This is a genomic window from Pseudomonas fluorescens, assembly GCF_019212185.1.
Taxonomy (GTDB): Bacteria; Pseudomonadota; Gammaproteobacteria; order Pseudomonadales; family Pseudomonadaceae; genus Aquipseudomonas.
The window spans coordinates 2,785,827-2,803,798 of the sequence record NZ_CP078138.1 but is presented as its reverse complement, the minus strand read 5'-3'; the positions used below and the strand labels follow the sequence as shown (position 1 = coordinate 2,803,798).

The 17,972-nt window shown below is 61.5% G+C and carries 16 protein-coding genes; 8 read left to right on the top strand and 8 right to left on the bottom strand.

From position 1 onward, the window contains the following. Positions 1–73 precede the first annotated feature (73 nt). Positions 74–1,039: a FecR domain-containing protein gene (locus tag KW062_RS12780; RefSeq protein ID WP_105755598.1), complete on the bottom strand. Its 966-nt coding sequence runs from the start codon at positions 1,037–1,039 to the stop codon at positions 74–76. Next, the gene (locus KW062_RS12775; protein WP_105755597.1) at positions 1,036–1,557 is read right to left on the bottom strand and encodes a sigma-70 family RNA polymerase sigma factor; all 522 of its coding nucleotides are present in this window, start codon (positions 1,555–1,557) and stop codon (positions 1,036–1,038) included. The genes KW062_RS12780 and KW062_RS12775 overlap by 4 nt, the downstream gene beginning before the upstream one ends. Positions 1,558–1,689: 132 nt before the next feature. On the opposite strand from KW062_RS12775, the gene KW062_RS12770 reads away from it, so the two are divergent. The 5 genes from KW062_RS12770 to KW062_RS12750 all read left to right on the top strand — a co-directional run bounded on the left by KW062_RS12770 (position 1,690) and on the right by KW062_RS12750 (position 7,068). Further along, complete coding sequence (locus KW062_RS12770; protein ID WP_105755596.1) at positions 1,690–2,112, top strand: NUDIX hydrolase; 423 nt, start codon at positions 1,690–1,692, stop codon at positions 2,110–2,112. Positions 2,113–2,293: 181 nt separating this feature from the next. Then, on the top strand, positions 2,294–3,517 hold the full coding sequence (locus KW062_RS12765) for an FAD-dependent oxidoreductase (RefSeq protein ID WP_105755595.1): 1,224 nt from the start codon (positions 2,294–2,296) through the stop codon (positions 3,515–3,517). Positions 3,518–4,210: 693 nt separating this feature from the next. Continuing rightward, entirely contained in the window at positions 4,211–5,524 is a 1,314-nt protein-coding gene (locus KW062_RS12760; RefSeq protein WP_105755594.1) for an NAD(P)/FAD-dependent oxidoreductase, read from the top strand. Between the two features lie 151 nt (positions 5,525–5,675). Beyond that, the gene (locus tag KW062_RS12755; protein ID WP_105755593.1) at positions 5,676–6,290 is read left to right on the top strand and encodes a LysE family translocator; all 615 of its coding nucleotides are present in this window, start codon (positions 5,676–5,678) and stop codon (positions 6,288–6,290) included. Positions 6,291–6,444: 154 nt separating this feature from the next. Further along, the gene (locus KW062_RS12750; protein ID WP_027618193.1) at positions 6,445–7,068 is read left to right on the top strand and encodes a glutathione S-transferase family protein; all 624 of its coding nucleotides are present in this window, start codon (positions 6,445–6,447) and stop codon (positions 7,066–7,068) included. A gap of 187 nt (positions 7,069–7,255) precedes the next feature. Here the strand turns inward: KW062_RS12750 and KW062_RS12745 are convergent, their stop codons facing one another. Then, on the bottom strand, positions 7,256–7,885 hold the full coding sequence (locus KW062_RS12745) for a LysE family translocator (protein WP_105755592.1): 630 nt from the start codon (positions 7,883–7,885) through the stop codon (positions 7,256–7,258). Between the two features lie 135 nt (positions 7,886–8,020). Between KW062_RS12745 and KW062_RS12740 the strand changes: the two genes are divergently transcribed. Continuing rightward, positions 8,021–8,503, top strand: coding sequence for an Lrp/AsnC family transcriptional regulator (locus KW062_RS12740; protein WP_027619455.1), 483 nt, complete (start codon positions 8,021–8,023; stop codon positions 8,501–8,503). Between the two features lie 546 nt (positions 8,504–9,049). On the opposite strand, the gene KW062_RS12735 is transcribed toward KW062_RS12740, so the two are convergent. From KW062_RS12735 to KW062_RS12720, 4 genes are all read right to left on the bottom strand, one after another. Then, a complete protein-coding gene (locus KW062_RS12735; RefSeq protein WP_105755591.1) occupies positions 9,050–10,087 on the bottom strand; it encodes an XdhC family protein in 1,038 nt (345 codons plus the stop codon). A 37-nt stretch (positions 10,088–10,124) separates the two neighbouring features. After that, positions 10,125–12,374, bottom strand: coding sequence for a xanthine dehydrogenase family protein molybdopterin-binding subunit (locus tag KW062_RS12730; protein ID WP_105755590.1), 2,250 nt, complete (start codon positions 12,372–12,374; stop codon positions 10,125–10,127). After that, positions 12,374–12,829 carry a (2Fe-2S)-binding protein gene (locus KW062_RS12725; RefSeq protein ID WP_027620248.1) on the bottom strand — a complete coding sequence of 152 codons (456 nt, stop codon included), beginning with the start codon at positions 12,827–12,829 and terminating at the stop codon, positions 12,374–12,376. Before KW062_RS12725 ends, KW062_RS12730 begins: the two co-directional genes overlap by 1 nt. Positions 12,830–12,910: 81 nt before the next feature. Further along, complete coding sequence (locus KW062_RS12720; protein ID WP_105755589.1) at positions 12,911–13,819, bottom strand: AraC family transcriptional regulator; 909 nt, start codon at positions 13,817–13,819, stop codon at positions 12,911–12,913. Between the two features lie 160 nt (positions 13,820–13,979). Between KW062_RS12720 and KW062_RS12715 the strand changes: the two genes are divergently transcribed. Beyond that, positions 13,980–15,029: an NAD(P)-dependent alcohol dehydrogenase gene (locus KW062_RS12715; protein WP_105755588.1), complete on the top strand. Its 1,050-nt coding sequence runs from the start codon at positions 13,980–13,982 to the stop codon at positions 15,027–15,029. 525 nt (positions 15,030–15,554) lie between these two features. Here the strand turns inward: KW062_RS12715 and KW062_RS12710 are convergent. Continuing rightward, positions 15,555–17,375, bottom strand: a complete 1,821-nt coding sequence (locus tag KW062_RS12710; RefSeq protein ID WP_256351007.1) for a lytic transglycosylase F — start codon at positions 17,373–17,375, stop codon at positions 15,555–15,557. Here KW062_RS12710 and KW062_RS12705 point away from each other — a divergent pair. After that, positions 17,317–17,895 carry a DJ-1/PfpI family protein gene (locus KW062_RS12705; RefSeq protein WP_105755587.1) on the top strand — a complete coding sequence of 193 codons (579 nt, stop codon included), beginning with the start codon at positions 17,317–17,319 and terminating at the stop codon, positions 17,893–17,895. The two genes, KW062_RS12710 and KW062_RS12705, sit on opposite strands and share 59 nt — an antisense overlap. Positions 17,896–17,972: the final 77 nt, after the last annotated feature.

The following is a 17,972-nucleotide window of genomic DNA, read 5'->3' as shown; positions in this document are numbered from 1 at the left end:
TGAATAAAAACTCATTGAGGGATGAGCCGGACGGCGTACATGAATAGTGCAAAACGCGGAAAGAAAATTTTGATCAGAGCACAGCGCTGCTGGCCGGTGCCGAGACAGTGACCCAATAACGGCTGAAGCGCCTGACCTGCAGCGAGAACCCGCTCTCCAGCGCCGACAGCGCCAGGTCGGTGTCATCGATGGGAAAGGCGCCAGAGACCTTCAACTGGGCAATCGCCGGATCACAGCGCACAACACCCGGACGATAGCGCGACAGCTCGGCGAGCAGTTCACCCAGCGGCCGATTGATCGCAATGATGCTGCCCTGTTGCCAGGCCCCGACCGAGGCATCGTTGCGGCGTACCGCACCCACAGCACCTTGACTGAAACCAAGGGAATGCCCGGCTTCCAGACGCACCGATGAGCCCCCACCAAAAGCGGTGACCTGCACCGCCTTCTCCAACACCGCCACTTCACCCCCTGCCTCCTCGGCCCGGACGATAAAACGCGTGCCCAGCGCCAGCACTTCGGCGTGTCGGGTCAGGACCTTGAACGGCCGCTGCAACGAATCGCCCGCGGTGCTCACCAGAATCTCGCCGTGCAGCAACTGCAGCAGCCGTTGCCGGCCATCAAAACGCAGGTTCACCGAGGTATCGGTGTTGAGCAGCAACGAACTGCCATCGGCCAGGCGGAACTGCCGACGCTCGCCGACCCCGGTCCGATAATCCGCCAACAGCTGCTGCGAGGCGTCGCTGCGCCACCCCAGCCAGCCCAGCGATCCGGCCGACGCCAGCACCACCACGCTGCGCAACAACTGGCGCCGTGAGTGCTCGACACCGCGCAACGCCGGCGCCGCCAGGTTGCCCGGCACACTCGCCATTTGCTCACCCACCGCCGCCATGCGCTGCCAGGCCTGGCGATGCGCCGGATCCGCCTGCAGCCACTCATTCCAACCGGCACGGTCAGCGTCGCTGGCGATGCCCGATTGCAGGCGCGCATACCACTGGGCTGCTGCACTGATCGCCGTGCGTTCGGCCGGCGACAGGCTCATGCCAGTTCCAACTGGATCTGCATCAGGCAGCAATGTTCCATGGCCTTGGCCATGTAGTTGTTGACGCTGCGCACGCTGATATTCAGGCGCTCAGCGATCTGCGGGTAGGTTAACCCGTCGAACTGCGACAGGATAAACGTCTGTCTGACCTTCGCCCCCAAGCCTTGCAACATGCGGTCAATCTGCAGCAGCGCCTGCAACAGAATTGCCTGCTCTTCCAGGGACGGCTGCTCGATCTGCGGCACATTGGCCAATGCCTCGAGCCAGGCCTGCTCCAGCGAACGGCGACGGAACAGATCCACCAGCAAGCCCTTGGCAACCCTCGACAGGTACGGCCGCGGCTCGCGGATCTCCAGCGCGTTACGCGCCTTGATCACCCGCACGAAAGTGTCCTGCGCCAGATCCGCCGCATCGCACGAATTGCCCAAACGCTTGCGCAGCCAACCCTTGAGCCAGCCGTGATGGTCGCAATACAGATCATTGACGGCGCTGTGCAGCGCTGAAGGGTTGGCAGACATGGGAATGGAAGGATTCGTGATTGATAATGACTCTTATTGTCATGCGCATAAGGATCGATTTGCAAGCGTCGAATCGCAGCACCCCAGCAACGCGTAGAATGCACCGCCTCTATCATCGATAAGGAAATCGCCATGCTTGCCGACAAGGCCTGCGCCGTCGTGCTGTCCTGCGAATCGCCGCCACGGATCCTCCTGTTCCGCCATCCCCAGGCCGGGGTGCAACTGGTGAAAGGCGGCATTGAGCCGGGGGAAACGGCGCAGCAAGCGGCGCTGCGTGAACTGTGGGAAGAGTCCGGCCTGCGCGCCGCCGCCATCAAGGACGATATGGGCTGTTGGCAATCCGGGCACCACGGGCAGGTCTGGTCGTTTCACCTGTGTCAGGTCGATGCCCCACTGCCGGAGCACTGGGCGCATCAGACCCTCGATGACCATGGCCACCGGTTCGAGTTCTTCTGGGCGCCGCTTGACCCTTTGCCGGATGACGATTGCCACCCGGTGTTTTGCAGAGCGCTGGTGTTTTTGCGTGAGGAGCTGAAAGCACGAGGACACATCTGAGCCACCCCTTCGTGCTCACAACATCCACGATAAATCCAGATACCTGGCATCGCGCTTTACGATGCCTGATAGCGAAGGATGCGATTGGCGCGGCTGCCACCAGGGTCGTTAAGGTTATTGGCACTGCGCTGACGCCCGTACCTGCAGCGCACTCATAACAATAACGACGAGGTAGGCACAGATGATTGAGTCGGTAGGTTTGGGAGTCAAAGGCAAGCGCGTGGCGGTGATCGGCGCCGGCCCTGGCGGTATCGCGGCGGGTGTGGCGCTGCATCAGGCGGGTTTTTCGGTGAAGGTATTCGAGCGTCACCCGCAACTGCGGCCGCTGGGTGGCGCAATCATCCTCAATGCCACCGGCATCGTCATCCTGCGCAGCCTCGGGGTGCAGGTCGACGATATTTTTGCCGCCGGCCTACCGGAGTTTCGTCGCCACGATGGTCGGGTGAGGGTCAACTTTGACATCGACATGGAGCTGTTGAAACAGGCCGGCGTCACCGGTTGGCAGTCCGGCATGATGCGCAGCGAGCTCTACGAACGACTGCTGGCGGCAGCACCAGCCGGTATGGTCGCGCCCAACCACAGCTTCAGTCATTACCAGGAACACGCCGACGGTGTGACCGTACACTTTGCCGAAGGCCAGGCCTATGAAGCCGACCTGGTGATCGGCGCTGACGGTGTGCAATCGAGCGTACGCGAGCAGTTGTGGGGCGCCTCGGAACTCAAGCACCTGGGCATCGCCGTCTGGCTCGGCTGGTGCGAACTGGACGGGCCCGAGCGCAAGAAAATCGTCATCCAGCACAACCACTCCTACCAGATGGGTTACGCGCCGCTGCGCTACAAGGACAAGGATTGCTTCGAATGGTGGTTCGTCGAAAAGTGCGATGAAAACCAGCCCGAACCGCAAGACCCGGCTGCCTACGTGCGCGAGCGGATCAATGGCTTCTCCTACCCGGTGCCGCAGATCCTCGACGCGACCGACACCTCGCACAACCTGTTCCGCTGGGTAGTGAAATACCGCGACCCACTCAAGCAATGGTCAAAAGGCCGCGTGACCATCATGGGCGACGCCGCACACCCTACCTCGCCCTACGCCGCCTACGGCGCCGGCATGGCCATCGAAGACGGCTACTTCCTGGCCAAATACCTGCGCGGACGCGACCTCAGCGATCCCCAGGCACTGGCAGCCGGCTTGCGGCGCTACGACCAGCAACGGGTCGACTACACCAACCAGACCACCGCCTTCGCGCGCTTCCTCGGGCGGCTGTATCACGGCGTGCCGGCACCCTTGAATCGACTGCGGGACTTCTTCCTCGATCACTCCCGCCTGCCGGAGAAGATGATCAGCAAGGGCGTGACCAAAGAGGCGCAGGCGCTGTTGCGGGCGGTGCTGAATCCGCTGGATTGAGCATGCCGGGGCAGTCCCACCACTGCCCCGTACTCCTGCGGCTCAGGGTGCAATCCGATAAGTCGACTGCACCAGGCCCGACGGGAAACTTCGGCTGGAGACCATTTGCAAATCAACATCCTGCGCCAGGCTGCCGAACAACGGCCGGCCCGACCCGAGCAGCAGGCACCTCTTACTCATGTTTTGCCCGAACACAAAATTTCTGACACCCCCACGCAGGAAGGGTCTGAGTATCGACGAACGCCTTTCAGGTTTCACTCCAGAACACGATCCAGCCCCATCGGCACGATTGTTTAGTCCAGCAATAACCCAAGGTTCACAAATGCCGATTTAACCCACATTCGAGCGGTGGGAGTATCCGGAACCATGATTCCGCACCAGCGCTTGATCCGTCGCCCGCTCCAGCCTTCCTTCCCGAAGGTGCGAGCCCGTCCCTGCGTAAATCCCCTCTTCCCCATCATTCTGGCCTTCTGGGCGCTATGGCATTGCAGTCATGCGCGCCCACCCGACGCGGCTCTCGCATCGATCTGAATCCGTTGGCCCACTCACGGCCGACTTCAATCCGCTGACAACTTGTCTGCCGCTGCCGGCAGGCGGCTGATCCCTGGCGCAGCCGTGCAGGTCTGTCTGCACCCCACTTCAGGCAGTGCGCCGCCCCACGCCTGATCAGCATTCATAAAAGGAATCGATTACATGACTGTCGCCCTACACAATGCCATCGGCACCGCCCAACGCAGCGCCTCCTATTACACGGCCAGTCTCAATGACCCCATCCAGTACCCGACCTTACAAGGCCAGGTCAGCGTCGACGTGGTGATTATCGGTGGCGGTTTCACCGGTGTTGCCAGCGCCGTCGAGCTGGCCGAACGCGGGCTCAAGGTGGCGATTGTCGAAACCAACCGTATCGGCTGGGGTGCCAGCGGACGCAATGGCGGCCAGGTCACCGGCAGCCTTTCGGGCGACGAGGCCATGCGGCAACAGATGCGCAGCCGTCTGGGCGATGAGGTCGACGATTTCATCTGGCACCTGCGCTGGCGAGGCCATGAAATCATCGAGCAACGGGTGAAAAAGTACGCAATTGACTGCGACCTCAAGCGCGGTCATCTGCATACCGCGATGAAACCCTCGCACATGAACGAGCTGCGAGCCTTTCACGATGAAGCACAACGACGTGGAATGGGCGATCAGGTCACTCTCCTTGATCAGGCCGGCGTGCGCCAGCATCTGGACAGCGAGCTGTATCAAGGCGCCCTGAAAAATACGCGCAACCTGCACCTGCATCCGCTCAATCTATGCCTGGGTGAGGCTCGCGCCGCCCATAGCCTGGGCGCATTGATCTATGAGAACTCCGAGGTCCTGGAGATCGTCCATGGCGACCGACCCGCCGTTGTCACGGCCCAGGGCCGGATCGACGCGCGCCAGGTTCTGCTGGCCGGCGACGTCTACCACAAGCTCGAGCGCAAACAGCTCAAGGGCAAGATCTTCCCGGCCATGGGCGGGATTGTCACCACCGCGCCGCTGGGCGAATTGGCCCGCAAGATCAACCCGCACGACCTGGCCGTTTACGATTGTCGGTTTGTCCTCGATTACTACCGCCTGACCGGTGATGGTCGCTTGCTGTTTGGCGGCGGAGCCAACTATTCCGGACGCGACTCGCGAGACATCGCCGCGGAACTGCGCCCGTGCATCGAACGCACTTTCCCGGCGCTGAAGGGCGTGGACATCGAGTTCCAATGGAGTTGCGCGATGGGCATTGTGATGAATCGCATTCCACAGTTGGGCAAGGTTTCGGACAACGTCTGGTATTGCCAGGGCTATTCGGGGCATGGCGTCGCGACCAGCCATATCATGGGCGAGATCATGGCTGAGGCGTTGACGGGCACCTTGGCGAAATTCGACACCTTTGCCGGCTGCAAGCACATCAAGGTGCCGCTGGGCGATGTGTTCGGCAATCCGATGCTGGCGGTGGGGATGTGGTACTACCAGATGCTGGAGAAGCTTCGCTAATGGCGATCCCTGATCGCCTCATCACCAGGCAAGACTTACTCCGCATAAAAGGTCACTGTATCCGAGTTTATTGTGGGATCTGTGTCTGCCAGTCGGCCCCGTCGCTCGCTAGCATGGACGCTATACCGATCAGCACCAAAAAGGGCTCGACATGCTCGACACTGCGGCGATGCTCACCGTTTTCTGGGTTTATCTGGCCGGCGTAGTGATTCCGGGGCCGAACTTCGTCGCCGTGGTTCACAAGGCAGTCGCCGCGACACGCACCGAGGCACTGGCCCTGGTCGCCGGTATCGTGACCGTCAATCTGCTCTGGTCTGCCTGTGCGATCGCGGGCCTGGGCCTGGTGTTTGCAGCCTTGCCATGGGCGGCACTGGTTGTGAAGATCATGGGCGCGGCGTACCTGATGTGGTTTGGCCTACGCCTGATCGTTAACGCCGGCAAGCAACCAGCAATGCGCCCCTGCGAGGGTCCGGCGGGCAGCGTCCGGAAATCGTTCTTTCAGGGGATCGTCACCAATATTGGCAATCCCAAATCCATGGCCTTCTACGCCGCCGTCTTTTCAGCCGCCGCCCCCACCCACCCCTCGCTCAGCACCTTCGTCTCAATGCTGGCGGTGGTGGTGGTGGTTTCGCTGACCTGGTATGGACTGGTTGCGCTGGCGTTGTCGCAACCGAGGATTTCCTCGGCGTATCAAAAGGCGCGGAAAGCGATTGATCGCCTGTGTGGTGGGTTGATTCTGGGGTTGGGCGTGCGGCAATTGGGCTGAGTGGTGAGACGATTGCGGGAGGTGGGGAAATTGCGCTGTTGATTCTAAGCTGGCCTTCACGAAGGGCAGCAATCGGCCATGAGCGGTCGCTGGACACCCGATTCCACTAGGCGATATTGTCGACACGACCAGCCATCAACTGTAAGGACAAGGAGTGTTGCGCGTACTGGGTAAGGCATCATCGATCAATGTACGAAAAGTACTCTGGGCTTGCGCTGAGATTGGAATCCCCTTTGAGCGGGAGGATTGGGGTTCTGGATTCAGGTCGACGCAAACGCCCGAATTCATGGCGTTGAATCCCAATGCCATGGTGCCGGTCATCCAAGATGACGATTTCATTCTCTGGGAATCAAACTCGATTATTCGCTACCTGGCGTCTCGCTACGACGACACCGGCTTGTACCCGATCGAAGCAAGGGCCAAAGCGCGTGTGGATCAATGGATCGATTGGCAAGCGTCGGATCTCAACAAATCGTGGAGTTATGCCTTTATGTCGCTGGTCAGGCATTCGCATGGCCATCAAGACAGCCATGCATTGGCAACCTCATGCGATGACTGGTCGAGGCACATGGAGATTCTCGATAGACAGCTCGACTCAACCGGGGCCTACGTCATTGGTGACAAGTTTTCTCTTGCAGACATACCGATTGGACTTTCGGTTAATCGATGGTTTGAAACACCCTTCGCTCATCCGAACTTTCCTGCCGTGAGCGACTATTACGAACGTCTGAGTCGGCGACAAAGCTACCGGCTGTACGGAAGGAATGGAACGCCATAACGCTGTAGCAGAGTTGTTTGATCGCATTTCAGGCAGATCGGTTACTACTCGTTCCAGATGTCCGCATTGGGTCGATTTCTGCCTGTAGGTACCGTCAGCTCCTGGCCGGAAGCAGCCGCTTATGAGTGTCTGCTTCTGGCCGTTTTCTGCCCATCGCGCGAGGCAGAAAACGCCGCACCCCCGCCCTTCACGCCTGCTGCATAAAAGCCAGCCGCACCGCAAACCCTATCAACAACCCACCAAACAACCACTGCTGCACCCGCTGCGCCGTAGGATTGCGCCGCACCCACCGGCCGACCCAGGTTCCCGCGAGCGCGTAGCTGCTGTCGAACACTAACCCTACCGTCACCAAAATCACGCCGAGCAGCACAAACTGGGTCATAACCGGCGCCGCGCCAGGGGTGATGAACTGCGGCAAAAGTACCGAGCAGAACAGCAACGCCTTGGGGTTGAGCAGGTTGGTCAACACGCCCCGTTGAATCGCCGATTTCCAGGGCGCTTTGTGCTGGGTCTGGACACCGTCCGCTGACAAGACGAACGTGTTGCTCTTGAATAAATGCAGGCCCATCCACAGCAAATAGCCCGCCCCCGCAATACGCACCACATCGAAGGTCCACGGCGCCACTTTGAACAAGGTCGCCAGGCCCATCGCGGCCAGCGCCACATGACAGCTACGAGCGATGGCAAGCCCCAGGGCCGTTGCCAATGCCACCGACCGCCCCTGTGAGGCGCCGGTTTGCAGGAGCAGAATCATGTCGGGGCCTGGCAGCAAGTAGATCATCGCCAGCGCCAGCAAATACAAGCCTGGGTTTTCCATTGTTCGGTACTCCATAGGGGTGAGTGGTGAACAAAAGTCTAAGCTTGAAACCCAGGGCAGGTGGTTGCGGATTCGACCCCTTAAAAGCTTTGAGTTGGTATATTCTGCCAATATTTGTCAGTGAGCAGCTCAGCTATGCCAAAAACCAAACTTGATGCCTTTGACCGCCGAATTCTGGCCGCGCTGCAGCGCGACGGTCGTTTGACCAATGTGCAGTTGGCGGACGAAATCGGGCTGTCCGCTTCACCCTGTCTGCGCCGGGTGCGTCAACTGGAAGAGGCGGGGGTGATCAAGGGGTATCGGGCCAGTCTCGATCCTGATGAGGTCGGGCTTGGGTTGACGGTGTTCGTCGGCATCAAGGTCGAGCGTCATCACGAAACAGAGGCCGAGCGTTTCCGCGAGGCGGTGTCGGCGCTACCGGAAGTCATCTCGGCCTTTCTGGTATCGGGCGAGTCGGATTTCCTGCTGCATGTGGTGGTGCCTGATTTGCGAGGCTATGAGCGTTTTCTTACCGGGACTTTGCTCAAGTTGCCTGGGGTGAGTGATATCCGGAGCAACTTCGCGATACAGACGGTCAAGGCGCAAAGCGCGTTGCCACTGGGTCATTTGCCGGATTGAGTCTCGGCGTGGGAGCAGCCCGGGCGGCGCTCCGCTGCTCGGGATGGGGCCGGTACATCCGGCATATGCATCGCCTGACACGCCGCCTTCGCGAGCAGGCTCGCTCCTACAGTTTGGATTGGTGGCGGACGCAGATTATGCATCCACCGCCAATCCCCTGTAGGACCGAGCCTGCTCGGGAAGAGGCCGGTACATCCGGCATGTGTATAGCCTGACACACAGTATTCGCGAGCAGGCTCGCTCCTACAGTTTGGATTGGTGGCGGACGCAGATTATGCATCCACCGCAAATCCCCTGTAGGACCGAGCCTGCTCGGGATGGGGCCGGTACATCCGGCATGTGTATCGCCTGACACGCCGTCTTCGCGAGCAGGCTCGCTCCCACAGTTTGGATTGGTGGCGGACGTAGATTATGCATCCACCGCCAATCCCCTGTAGGACCGAGCCTGCTCGGGATGGGGCCGGTACATCCGGCATATGCATCGCCTGACACGCCACCTTCGCGAGCAGGCTCGCTCCTACAGTTTGGATTGGTGGCGGACGCAGATTATGCATCCACCGCAAATCCCCTATGGGCACAAGCCTCAACCACGCCTTTCCCCTCGGCCACAGTCATCTCTCCCCCCAACCCAACCCCGTTCCGCACCGCCAGCACCTGCGCCATCACACTCACCGCAATCTCCGCCGGGGTCTTGCTGCCGATAAAAATCCCGATCGGCCCCCGCAGCCGCTGCAACGACTCCTGCGTCTCGCCAAAATGCTCGATCAACCGCTCCCGCCTTAGCTGGCTATTGCGCCGCGAGCCAATCGCGCCGATGTAGAACGCCGGCCCATGCAGCGCCTCAAGCAAGGCGAGGTCGTCGAGTTTGGGGTCGTGGCTCAGGGCGATGATGCAGGTGCGCTGGTCGACGGCGTAGTCGCGGACGATGTCGTCGGGCATGCCGATGAGGGGTTCGACGCCATTGATGGCCCAGGCCTCGATGTACTCGGGGCGCGGGTCGCAGATCGAGACTTTGAAGCCGTTGAACAAGGCCATGGTGGCCAGGTATTCGGCCAGTGCGCCGGCGCCGATCAGCAGCATGCGATAGCCAGGGCCCAGGGTGTTGAGCATGCGCTGGCCGTCGAAGCTGAAGGCTTGGGGGGTTGTGGTGGGATTGAGGGTGACCTGGTTGTTGGTCAATGTCAGGCGGCGCTGCACCAGTTGGCCGGCGTCGAGGGCGTAGAGCAGTTGCTCCAGCGAGTGCCAGGACGGGTTGAATTCGAGGGCCAGTTCCAGGGTGCCGCCGCAGGGCAAGCCGAAGCGATGAGCTTCGTCGGCGCTGACGCCGTAACGCACTACTTCGGGCAAGCCGTCCTGCATCCCCAGCCCGCCATGGGCGCTGGTGTAGCGGTGGATCAGGTCGTCTTCGATGCAGCCGCCGGACACGCTGCCGACCACGCGCCCGTCGTTACGCAGGGCCATCATCGACCCCACCGGGCGCGGCGATGAGCCCCAGGTACGCGCCACGGTTGCCAGCAGCACGCGCTCGCCAGCGGCGAGCCAATCCCGCGCAGTGCGCAGGACCAGCAGGTCGATGCTTTCCATCAGGCTCTCCTCTGGCGCAAGGGCGCGCCGTGGCTGATCAGGTGAAGGTGTGGCGGCTCATGGGCAGGCTGCGGATGCGCTGACCGGTGAGTGCCGCCACCGCATTGGCCACCGCCGGGGCCACCGCCGGCAGCGGCGGTTCGCCGATGCCACCCATTTTTTCGCCGCTCTCGACCACCCGCACATGCACCCGTGCCATCCGCGCCGGCGGCAAAATCGGGTAGCGGTCGAAGTTGCGCGCCCGCGGCTGACCATCGACCCACACCGCCTCCTCCACAAGGGTCTGCGACAACCCCAGCGCCACGGCGCCGTTGACCTGCGCCTCGACAATCGCCGGGTTGACGATGCTGCCCGGGTCGATGGCCTGCCAGATGTCGTGCACCTTGACTTGGCCGTTCTCGATCGAGACTTCGGCGATCACCGCCGCCTGCGAGCCGAACGGCGACGCCATGGCCACGCCACGTGCACGCTTACTGCCGTCCTCGGCGGTGAACGGACCGCGCTTCCAGCCACCCGACAACTCCCCCACCGCCTGCAACAAGGTAGTCAGACGCGGGTTATCGCGCAGCAGGTGCAGGCGCAGCTCAAAGGGGTCCTTGCCGCCCTTGTCGGCCAGTTCGTCGAGGAACGACTCGTAGAAAAAGTCGTTGAGGGAGTTGCCCACCGAACGCCAGTAGCCGAGCATCGCCGGGCCTTTGACGTAGAGCTGAGCAATGCGCTTGTTGGCAATGGCGTATGACTTGCCCGATAAGCCTTCAAGGGCCGAAGGATCGAGCTTTTCGCCCTGCTTGCCGGCGATGGCTTCAGTCGGCCCTTCAGTGGTGCTGATGGCTTCGATCGCCACCGGCCAACCGTCGTTGCCCAGCGCGCCGCGAAAATGCACGGCAGCCACAGGGCGCAGCACGTCGCGCAAAAACTCTTCCTCGCGACTCCAGATCAGCTTGACCGGACGCCCCACTGCCTTCGCCAGGGCGATCGCCTGGGGATAGGGACTGGCGCTGTCGTAGAGAAAATGCCGGCCGAAGAAGCCGCCCAACAGCGGCGAATGCACGGTGATTTGCGCCGGATCAAGTCCGGTGCGCTTGGCGATATCTGCGCGGAACATATCGGGCGCCTGGTTCGGCAGCCAGACTTCCAGGCTGCCGTCCGGGTTGAAGCGTGCCAGCGCCGACGGCGGTTCCAACTGGGCGTGGTTGAGGTACTGATTGTGGTAAGTGGCTTCGACCCGGGCCTTGGCGCTGGCCAGGCTGGCAGCCACGTCACCTTCGTTTTCGTCATCGCGTGCCGAGCCTTTTGCGGCGGCCAATTGCGTCAGGTAAGCGTCACTGGAAAAGTCCGCCGGCATCGGCCGCACTTTGCTGTCGGCGGTGGGCTCCTGCCAGTCGACCTGCATCGCCTCCACCGCGCGCCTCGCGTGCCACCAACGCTCGGCGACCACCGCCACCGCACCCGGAAGGCGGTGCACGGAATGCACGCCTTTCATGGCCTTCACTTGCTCTTCATTGCGCAGTTGACCCACGGTCATGCCCAGGCGGGGCGCATGTTGCACCGCAGCGTGGAGCATACCGTCGACCTTCTGATCGATACTGTAGAGCGCCTTGCCCGTGGACTTGTCGTAGGCATCGATGCGCTTGACCGGCTTGCCGATCCAACGGAACTGGCTGGGGTCGCGCAGTTGCACGCTGTCGACATCCGGTACCGGCAGGTCCATCGCTCGCTCGGCCAGTTCGCCGTAGGCCAATGAGCGACCCGACGCGGCGTGCAGCACCTTACCGGGCTCGGTGGTCAGCTCACTCAGCGGCACTTGCAGCTGTTGCGCGCCGGCCTGCAGCAGCATGGCCCGGGCCAGCGCGCCGAGGCGGCGCATCACCGGATAGCTCATGCGCACCGACATACTGCCGCCGGTGATGCGCATGCCGTTGGCCATGACCACGTAGGCTTCGCCGGGCGGTGCGGCTTCGACCAGGAAGCTCGCCGGATCGACGTCCAGTTCTTCGCCGACAATCTGCGCCATCGCCGTGAAGATGCCCTGCCCGCCCTCCATGAACGGGCACAGCAGACGCACGCTGCTGTCCGGGCGAATTTCCAGAAACGCCGGGACCTGGGTGCCCCGTTCAACGCTGGCCGCCACTGCAGCCTGCACGCGGACCGAGCCCAGCGGCAGGCCGAAGCCGAGCACCAGGGCGCCGATGGCGGTGCCGGTGAGGAAACGCCGACGGGACAGATTGACCGGGTCGGTCAGCGACAACGCAACGTCTGCCAGAGCAGGATCGATTCGCACGCTCATCACACAGTCCCCTTGCCGGCCAGCTCATGCACCGCGGCATGAATCGCGTTGTAGGTGCCGCAGCGGCATAGGTTGACCATTGCCGCCTCGATCTGCGCATCGCTGGGAGTGGGGTTCTGTTTGAGCAGCGCGGTGGCGGCCATGACTTGCCCGGACTGGCAGTAGCCGCACTGGGCGACCTGTTGCTCGACCCAGGTGGCGACCACTCGCTTGCCCACGGCATCGCTCTCGATCGCCTCAATGGTGGTCACCTCGCGGCCGACCACACCGGCCACCGGCATCATGCACGAGCGCACCACGGCGCCGTCCACCAGCACCGAACAGGCGCCACATTGCGCCAGACCGCAGCCGTACTTGGTGCCGGTCATGCCGAGGTCATCGCGGATCACCCACAGCAAAGGCGTGTCGGCGTCGGCATCGACCTGGTAGGTCTTCTGGTTGATTCGTAGTTCCATGGCTCACCCGCGTGATCATCGGTTGAAGGGCATTGTGATGGGCAGCGAGGCCAGTCACTGGTTGAAATTCAGGTGGTTCGCTCAGGCCTCGAGCGGTTGGCCGCGCAGTTGCGCCATGTCGCGACTGGGTGCCGTGCCGAACAGGCGACCGTATTCGCGGCTGAACTGCGACGGGCTCTCGTAGCCAACGGCAAACGCCGCCCGCGAAACGTCCAGATGGTCCACCAGCATCAGCCGCCGCGCCTCGTTCAGGCGCAACCATTTCTGATACTGCAACGGGCTCATGGCGGTCAGTTGGCGGAAATGATGGTGAAAGGTCGGCGTACTCATCTGCACCCGGGCCGCCAGCTCATCGATGCGCAAGCCCTCGGCGTAATTGATCTTGAGCCAGTCGATCGCCTTGGCGATGCGATAGCCCTGGCCATCGACCGCGGTGATCTGGCGCAGCCGCGGCCCCTGGTTACTGTTGAGCAACCGATAATGGATTTCCCGCAAGATCAGTGGCGCGAGGACCTCGATGGCTTCGGGTTCGTCGAGCAAGCTCAACAGACGATCCAGTGCGCCTTCCAGCGAGGGCGCCAACTGGCCGATGCCGACACTGGTGGCCGTGGGCCGAGCGCGCGTAGCCTGCTGCCTGCCCTTGGCAATCACTTCGGCGAGCATGCTGACATCCAGCTTCAGCACCAGGCCGACACAGGGCTGCTCGGGGCTGGCGACCAGCACTTCGGAGTTGGCCGGCAGGTCCAGCGAGGTCACCAGAAACCGCGAACAATCGTAGCTGTGGCCTTCGCCGCCGATCCACAGACGTTTCTCCCCACGCCCCACCAGTATCACGCTCGGCTCGATCATGCACACCACGGGTGGCGCTGGCTGGTCGCGGCGAAACAGCGACAGCCCGGGGATCGCCGTGGCGAAGTCACCCGGCACGCTCACGCGCGGGTCGATGTTCAGTGCCAGGGGCGATTCCTGGCGACGTTGGCTGTGGATCATGGCGGCTTGCTCCTGTTGAACGGACTCTAGCTCGCGGTCGCGGCGTTTCCTATCCGCTGCCCTTTATGTCCATAGGAATAGGCAAGGATTCAAGCGGATTGCACTAGGACCGGCGCCACTTGACCCCGAGAATGTGTCGAACTGTTACAGGAGAGCCCCTATGCAAGTCTTCGCTTATGGCGCCCACGCGGCGGATAAACCCCTCGAACCCCTGCGCATCACCCGCCGTGCCCCCGGCGTCGACGATGTGCAGATCGAGATCGCTTACTGCGGTATCTGTCACTCCGACCTGCACCAGGTGCGCGCCGAATGGGAGGGCACGCAGTTTCCCTGTGTACCCGGCCACGAAATCGTCGGCCGTGTGACCGCCACCGGCGCCCATGTCAGCGCTTTTGCACCGGGTGACCTGGTGGGTGTCGGCTGCATAGTCGACAGTTGCAAGCATTGCGAAGAGTGCGACGCCGGTCTGGAGAACTATTGCGACGGCATGATCGGCACCTACAACTTTCCGACGGCGGATGCGCCCGGCTGGACCCTCGGCGGTTACTCGCAGTCGATCGTGGTCAATCAGCGCTACGTCCTGCGGATCCGCCATGCCGAGGATCAACTGGCGGCGGTGGCTCCGCTGCTGTGTGCCGGGATCACCACCTGGTCGCCGTTGCGCCACTGGAACGCCGGGCCCGGCAAGAAGGTCGGCGTGGTCGGTATCGGTGGTTTAGGTCACATGGGCATCAAACTCGCCCACGCCTTGGGCGCCCATGTCGTGGCGTTCACCACCTCCGAGTCCAAGCGCGAGGCCGCGAAAAGCCTGGGGGCCGATGAGGTGGTGGTGTCCAGCGATGCGCAGCAGATGGCCGCGCACCTTAAGAGTTTCGACCTGATCATCAACACCGTCGCCGCCCCACACGACCTCGACGCCTTTCTGGTGCTGCTCAAACGCGACGGCGCCATGACCCTGGTCGGCGCCCCGGCCTCGCCCCACGCCGCGCCCAACGTGTTCAACCTGATCATGAAACGCCGCACCCTCGCCGGCTCGATGATCGGCGGCATCCCGCAAACCCAGGAAATGCTCGATTTCTGCGCAGAGCACGGCATCGTTTCGGACATTGAGTTGATCCGGGCGGAGCAGATCAATGAAGCGTATGAGCGGATGCTCAAGGGGGATGTGAAGTATCGGTTTGTGATTGATAACGGGACGTTGGGGGGGTAGCGGGTTTTATTAACGGGTGTGGTCGATCACAGAATCTGCTGCCACTGCAAAACCCTGTTGAATGTGTCGGCCCCATCGCTAGCAGGCTAGCTCCCACAGGTTTTGTGATCGATCACAAGATCTGCATCCGACGCAATCCCCTGTAGGAGCCAGCCTGCTGGCGATAGCAGTGTCTCAGTCAGCACAATGCTGGATGTGCCGACTACCGGGCATCGACGCGGATAGATAAACCAACGAAACCACCTAGGCTTACAGTGCGAACATCGCGATTCACCAAGAATTGTCAGCACCCTGGTCGGGAGATTCCCATGTTCAAGTCAGCGTATCTGAGTCCGCTCGCTGTACTCGCCGTCGCCATCTGTCTTGGCGGTGCGTCCTGCCACGACCCCAAGGACCAGGACAACTCTGCGAACAATCCAGCGCTCAACGGTGGCCCCAATCGGACCGGGGCCGGGATGGTGCCGCGCGTGCAAATCCAGCCAAGGATGAACAGAGCTCAATAACGCGCAAAACGCGCTTGATCGGTCACAGTGCCTCTTTGCCCTGGTTCTTGAGCGTCTGCGTGGCCTCTTCCTTTGCTGCCTGGGCTTGCATGATCAATTGGTAGGCGATGTAGTACTTGTAGATATTACTGACGTAAGTAACGGTCTCTGCACCGATCCTCTCGGCAGTAATGTATTCCACGTTGTGGAACCACACGTTCGGATCAAGCCCGCGGCTGGCGGCCTCCTTGCGAAGTCTGGAAATTCTGCCTGCCCCCGCGTTGTAGGAAGCGAAGGCGAACAAGGCCTTGTCCAGGCGGGTCATGGGTTCATTGCCGTAATACTGGTCGATCATCCAGCGCATGTACTTGATCCCGGCATTGATGTTCGGCTCAACTTCCGCGATGTTGCCGACATTGAGTTCCCTGCCGGTGGCGGGCATCACCTGCATGACCCCAATGGCCCCCACCTTGCTCCTGGCGGCCTGATTCAGTTGCGACTCCTGATAACCCTGAGCGGCCATCAATAACCAGTCGACATCATATTTATCGCCGTACTGCTGGAAGTACTGAACCAGTGCGCTGAATTTCTTGCGTTCGGCCTCGGAAACAGAAGCCTTCACATATTTTTCGTTCTTGAAATAACGGGTCAGAATCATGTTGCCCAAGGTGGTCCCTTGGCCGTGACCGGCAATGAAGACGTTGGCAGCGGCCTGCAACTGCGGACTGCCCTTGCGAATGGCCCAGGCAATCTCGCCGCCAGTGCGCACGGCGACGTCGTCATGCACCTTGATCTGCGGGAAGACCTTCTTCCAGAAATCCGCCTTGTGTTTATCCACGACAATCAGAGGAATCATCCCGGCGTTGAGCATCTCGATCAGGTCCTCGTCCTCCAGGGTCTCTGGTGCCTCCTTGAGAATGACCGCCGGTTTGTTCTCGCCGGCGAAACGCTGGTTGAGGGTCATCAGGCTCTGGTAGTAACTGGAGGATTTTCGAACGAACACCACCTGCCCCGCCAAGTCGTCCACGCTGGAAACGGTCGGCGAGCTGGGCCCGGAGACCACCACTTCACTGACGTTGCGATAGAGGGGTGAGGTAAAATCCACCAACTGCTGGCGTTGCTCCGTCACAGTCAGGTTGGACGCTGCAATGTCGCCTTTGCCGGCAACCAGCGCCGGCAGCAGCTCATCGCGGGCGACGGGAATGAACACCACCCGCACCTTCAGCGCCTTGTGTTTGAGCTTCTTGTCCTTGGCCAGTTGCTTGTTCAGATCCTCCTCGAACACACGAAAAAAATCGTAGGTCGTGCCACGCTGAACCCCTCGGTCGACAAAGTAAAAAGTCTTGCTGTAGACCGTCAGCACGCGAATGAGCTGCCGATCGATCATTGCGTCGAGATCGCCCGTCCACGGAATCATCGCGCTGTCGATCGGAACGCTCAGTTGTTCACGCGGTGCGGCCTCAGTTGCGGCATGAGTCACGCCAGCGCACAGACTGAGCACGAGCGCCGCAAGGGTGAGGATGATCGATGCAGGGCGTGCAGGTGAATGCAGCGGACGGTGTTCCGGCAGATCGCGCGCGCCCAACATGGTCAGTGCTCCACAGGTTGTTTTGGTCTGACTGGTTGCTCCCGCTTTTGGTACATCCGTGCCCGCACTCTGCATTCGCCAGTGCACCTGAAAGTTTAGTTCAGACTTGAGCTTTCGAGCGCGACTGATGGGCTTTGCAAACTGCATGCGCGGCAAGGGAGGATGAGTTCTGTATGCTGCCGTTCTGTAATCTCGGCATTCATGGAGCGTTGTGACGATGGCACGGATAGGCTTGATACTGACCCCCGGTTTTGCGGACTGGGAATACGCATTCATCGCAGGAACCGCAGCGCCCTTCTACGGGATAGATCTCAGGTTTTTCACCCCCGAACCCGGGCAGCTGTGCTCGCAAGGTGGACTGACCGTCATCGTTCAAAGCAGTCTGCAGGACTGTCTTGATTGGCAACCGGAGGTGGTCGTGGTGGTTGGCGGATTTGCCTGGGAGGGTCCGGCAGCGCCGGATCTACGAGACTTTCTGCAGGCCAGTCGTGCCAGTGGCGCGACCCTTGCCGGTATCTGCGGCGGGACCCTGGCATTGGCGCGGGCCGGGCTGCTCGATACCGTTTCCCATACCTCGAACAGCGCTGAGTTCCTGCAACAGCATGCCGAAGGGTATGCAGGCCACGGCCTTTATCAAAGCAGCGCGGTAGCCGTGTCAGCAGAGCGCATCATCACGGCGCCAGGTACTGCACCGGTCAGCTTCACCTGTCCGGTGTTCGAAGCGGCCGGGCTCGCTGCAGAGAGCGTTTCGCAGTTCAGATCGATGTTGGCGGCGGAGCATGGGATCGGCGCTTAGCACCGTCCCCTGAGGGAGCGAGCTTGCTGCGGGCGGCGCATCGCCGCAACAGATCGCAAGCTCCCATTCCCGGGTAA

What these genes read in the sequence shown, in the direction of transcription:
- KW062_RS12780 (WP_105755598.1), bottom strand. Translation starts at nt 1,039, where the DNA reads ATGAGCCTGTCGCCGGCCGAACGCACGGCGATCAGTGCAGCAGCCCAG.
- KW062_RS12775 (WP_105755597.1), bottom strand. Translation starts at nt 1,557, where the DNA reads ATGTCTGCCAACCCTTCAGCGCTGCACAGCGCCGTCAATGATCTGTAT.
- KW062_RS12770 (WP_105755596.1), top strand. Translation starts at nt 1,690, where the DNA reads ATGCTTGCCGACAAGGCCTGCGCCGTCGTGCTGTCCTGCGAATCGCCG.
- KW062_RS12765 (WP_105755595.1), top strand. Translation starts at nt 2,294, where the DNA reads ATGATTGAGTCGGTAGGTTTGGGAGTCAAAGGCAAGCGCGTGGCGGTG.
- KW062_RS12760 (WP_105755594.1), top strand. Translation starts at nt 4,211, where the DNA reads ATGACTGTCGCCCTACACAATGCCATCGGCACCGCCCAACGCAGCGCC.
- KW062_RS12755 (WP_105755593.1), top strand. Translation starts at nt 5,676, where the DNA reads ATGCTCGACACTGCGGCGATGCTCACCGTTTTCTGGGTTTATCTGGCC.
- KW062_RS12745 (WP_105755592.1), bottom strand. Translation starts at nt 7,885, where the DNA reads ATGGAAAACCCAGGCTTGTATTTGCTGGCGCTGGCGATGATCTACTTG.
- KW062_RS12740 (WP_027619455.1), top strand. Translation starts at nt 8,021, where the DNA reads ATGCCAAAAACCAAACTTGATGCCTTTGACCGCCGAATTCTGGCCGCG.
- KW062_RS12735 (WP_105755591.1), bottom strand. Translation starts at nt 10,087, where the DNA reads ATGGAAAGCATCGACCTGCTGGTCCTGCGCACTGCGCGGGATTGGCTC.
- KW062_RS12730 (WP_105755590.1), bottom strand. Translation starts at nt 12,374, where the DNA reads ATGAGCGTGCGAATCGATCCTGCTCTGGCAGACGTTGCGTTGTCGCTG.
- KW062_RS12725 (WP_027620248.1), bottom strand. Translation starts at nt 12,829, where the DNA reads ATGGAACTACGAATCAACCAGAAGACCTACCAGGTCGATGCCGACGCC.
- KW062_RS12720 (WP_105755589.1), bottom strand. Translation starts at nt 13,819, where the DNA reads ATGATCCACAGCCAACGTCGCCAGGAATCGCCCCTGGCACTGAACATC.
- KW062_RS12715 (WP_105755588.1), top strand. Translation starts at nt 13,980, where the DNA reads ATGCAAGTCTTCGCTTATGGCGCCCACGCGGCGGATAAACCCCTCGAA.
- KW062_RS12705 (WP_105755587.1), top strand. Translation starts at nt 17,317, where the DNA reads ATGGCACGGATAGGCTTGATACTGACCCCCGGTTTTGCGGACTGGGAA.
- KW062_RS12710 (WP_256351007.1), bottom strand. Translation starts at nt 17,375, where the DNA reads ATGAATGCGTATTCCCAGTCCGCAAAACCGGGGGTCAGTATCAAGCCT.